The sequence below is a fragment of the Limnochorda sp. genome, from assembly GCF_047459355.1.
GTDB lineage: Bacteria > Bacillota > Limnochordia > Limnochordales > Limnochordaceae > Limnochorda.
The window spans coordinates 1-1,442 of record NZ_VSCV01000095.1 but is presented as its reverse complement, the minus strand read 5'-3'; the positions used below and the strand labels follow the sequence as shown (position 1 = coordinate 1,442).

Here is a 1,442-nt window from a genome sequence, read left to right as displayed (position 1 = left end):
CTTCGCCGGGGTGCGCTCCTGGCCAGTAATCCGCCGGCCGGCGGCCGTCTCTTCCTCCGAACGTCCGCACGTTATCCGACAGTCACTATACCATAACACCGCCCCGCGGCAAAGACGTGTCACAACCCGAAATACCGCCGGGCTTGCTGGAAGTCCTCCTCGATCTGCGCCTGCAGCTCGGCAGGACCCGGGAACCGGATAATGCCCCTCAGGCGCTGGATGAGCAGGACCCGCAGCCTCTGGCTGTAGAGGTCCCCCCGAAAGTCCAGGAGAAAGACCTCAAAGGCCGGCTCCCCCGAGCCGAAGGTGGGCCGGCGGCTGTAGACCGCCAGAGCGGGCCATGGCCGTTCCGGCTCCGCCCCCAGCACCACCGCCTCCGCCAGGTAGACCCCTTCCGGCGGCGGGAGCTGCTGGGGGTCCAGCTCCAGGTTGGCCGTGGGGTACCCCAAGGTTCGCCCCCGCCCGTGGCCGGTCACCACCCGGCCCACCACCCCGTAGGGGTGCCCGAGCATGGCCACCACCTCATCGAAGGCCCCCGCCAGGAGGGCCTGGCGGATCCGGCTGCTGGAGACCCGCTCGCCCTGCCGCCCGACGGCGGGGATCACCTCCGCCCCGATCCCCCGGGCCTGGGACCAGGACCGGAGGAGGGGCACCCGCCCCCGGGCCTGGTGGCCGAAGGTGAAGTCATCCCCCACGACCACGCCCCGCACGCCGAGGCGTTCGGCCAAGACCTGCTCCAGGAACCCTTCGGGCTCGAGGCTGGCGAAGGCCCGGTCGAACCGGGCGACCACCACCCGAGAGACCCCGTAGCTTTCGAGCCAGCGGACCTTCTCCTCCAAGGGGGTGAGGAGTCCCGGGAGGGACTGGGGCCTGAGGACCGCGGCCGGATGGGGCTCGAAGGTGAGGGCGAGGGCCTCCACCCCCAAAGCCTCGGCCAGGGCCTGGGCCCGGGCAAGAAGGGCCTGATGCCCCACGTGCACCCCATCAAAGTTGCCCAGGGCGGCCACGCCGCCCCAGGGTGGGCCGCCAGGCTCCACCTCATCGAGCCAGACCATCACCGGCCCTCACCCCCGCCGGGCTGGACCAGCACCCGGACCGGCCGCCACCGGCGCCGGCCGTTGGCCGGCACCCGCTCGGGCCGGACCAGGCAGACCAGCTGGCCGCGCTTGTCCAACACCCGGGCCAAACCTTCCTGCTCCGGGGGAAGCTCGCTCGGCCGCTCCGGCTCCACCCGGGGCGCGCCGTCCAAGACCACCGCGCTTCCGTGCTGCAGCCGCTTCATCGTCGTTTCGTCTTCCACTCGGAAGCCGGGCAGGTGGGCCATCATCTCCGCCGGGCTGACCAGGAGCCGCTCCAGCTCCCCTTGGGCCACGGCCGCCTCCAACTCATCCAGTGTCGACGCCTCCTCCAAAACATAAGGACCCGACGCGGTCCGCACCAGA

Annotated in this window: 1 protein-coding gene and 1 pseudogene; both read right to left on the bottom strand. The window is 71.6% G+C overall.

The window, feature by feature from the left end; translation table 11 throughout:
• Nucleotides 1–119 precede the first annotated feature (119 nt).
• Nucleotides 120–1,055, bottom strand: coding sequence for a bifunctional riboflavin kinase/FAD synthetase (locus FWJ67_RS11105; RefSeq protein WP_414482465.1), 936 nt, complete (start codon nt 1,053–1,055; stop codon nt 120–122).
• Nucleotides 1,055–1,442: pseudogene (locus FWJ67_RS11100) on the bottom strand (hypothetical protein); the annotation flags it as partial. The gene FWJ67_RS11105 and the pseudogene FWJ67_RS11100, both read right to left, overlap by 1 nt.

Coding starts and splice junctions, on each gene's coding strand:
- FWJ67_RS11105 (WP_414482465.1), bottom strand. CDS start 1,055: ATGGTCTGGCTCGATGAGGTGGAGCCTGGCGGCCCACCCTGGGGCGGC.